A 1,424-nucleotide genomic window follows, 5' to 3' on the forward strand; every position below is an offset into this window, starting at 1 on the left:
CTATAATGGGAGGGAAAGGTACCCTGGCCCTGGATTCCCCAATCGATACCAACAAATCCAAAGGAAGTACTTCATAATGAAACGTAACAATGGCTATATAAATAGCCGATAAAGAGATTGTCGTAAATAAGGCTGTATAACGTAATAAACGTAGAAAAGAGGCAATGATCCAACGACTGCTGTAATCATCCACACTTTGGAAAAATGCCGAAAAGGTGACAGGCGCAATAATCACACTCGGCGAATGATCAACAACGACGGCTATTCTCCCTTGTAGAATTTGGGCTGCAGCAGAATCCGGACGTTCCGTCATCATTAACTGTGGAAACAGGCTTATCGGATGATCTTCTATAAATTCCGCTAATTCGCCTGTATTCAAAATAGCATCCACATTAATTTGAAGGAGTCGGTCCTCCATTTCTTTCACGAAATCAGGTTGTACAACATCTTCGAGATACATCATAGAAACTTTCGTATTCCCGCGGGAGCCGATGGAATATTCTTTGATTTTCAGCTCGCGGTTAGGCAGATATCGTCGGATAAGGGCGATATTCTGCCCGGATGTCTCTACGAATCCTTGATGTGACCCTTTCAGCGTCGATTCGATTTGTGGCTCTTTAATCGATCTTTGAGGCCAGCCTTGCGTATGTAACGCTAGAGAGCGTGTCTGCCCATCAATGAATAGGATGCTTTTTCCTTGAAAAATGGAGGCTTCAATATCTGACCATAAGGTTAGAATTTCTGTTTTGGCAACCGTAATCGATGAGCTCCAAATATCGTTAACCGTCTCGACTTCATACATAAGCGGGTTCAAAATGTTATTATTAATCGCTGATTTATCAATAAGTCCATCCAGATAAACAAGTAATGCATGATCTCTTGTTTTTAATTGGAACTGACGAGTAACAAGATCCGGAGCGTAGGTGAAAATTGTTTGTAATGTAGMAAGGTTAATCTCAAGAACTCCTGAAATTGGATGATTAAGATGATCGGACGATGTCTTATTCTGATCTGATTTCCATCCGTTTAACCATCTTCGGATTGTTCCCATCCTTGCACCACCATTCCTATATCCTGTACCTAAACGTTTCCCACAAATAGGTAATTTTATGCGGCAATCATTGGAATCAAACGAATATAAAAAGCCATCAGGATATATCATCCAAATGGCTGCGTATGAAACTCTCCTTATAGACTTTCGGACTTACCCCTGTTACCTTCTTAAATACCCGGCTGAAATGCTCCGAATTCATATAACCGATCTTTTCAGACAGATCAATGATTTTATATCCCCTTCTTAACAACTGTTTCGACTCTTCAATACGTAAATTCGTTACATATTGAATGAAGCCCTCGCCGACATTTTTCATAAATAGCCTGCTTAAATAATTTTCACTGACCCCAACCCATTTGCTAACCATACC

The 1,424-nt window shown here is 40.5% G+C and carries 2 protein-coding genes; both read right to left on the minus strand.

The annotated features are described in order from the left end of the window. A partial coding sequence (locus tag AC1DUA_RS37495) for a spore germination protein (protein ID WP_477504556.1) occupies positions 1-1,051 on the minus strand: 1,051 nt, incomplete at its 3' end. Positions 1,052-1,148: 97 nt separating this feature from the next. Next, on the minus strand, positions 1,149-1,424 hold a 276-nt coding region (locus AC1DUA_RS37500), incomplete at its 5' end, for a helix-turn-helix domain-containing protein (RefSeq protein ID WP_477504557.1).

This window comes from Paenibacillus sp. 01T422 (assembly GCF_056398785.1).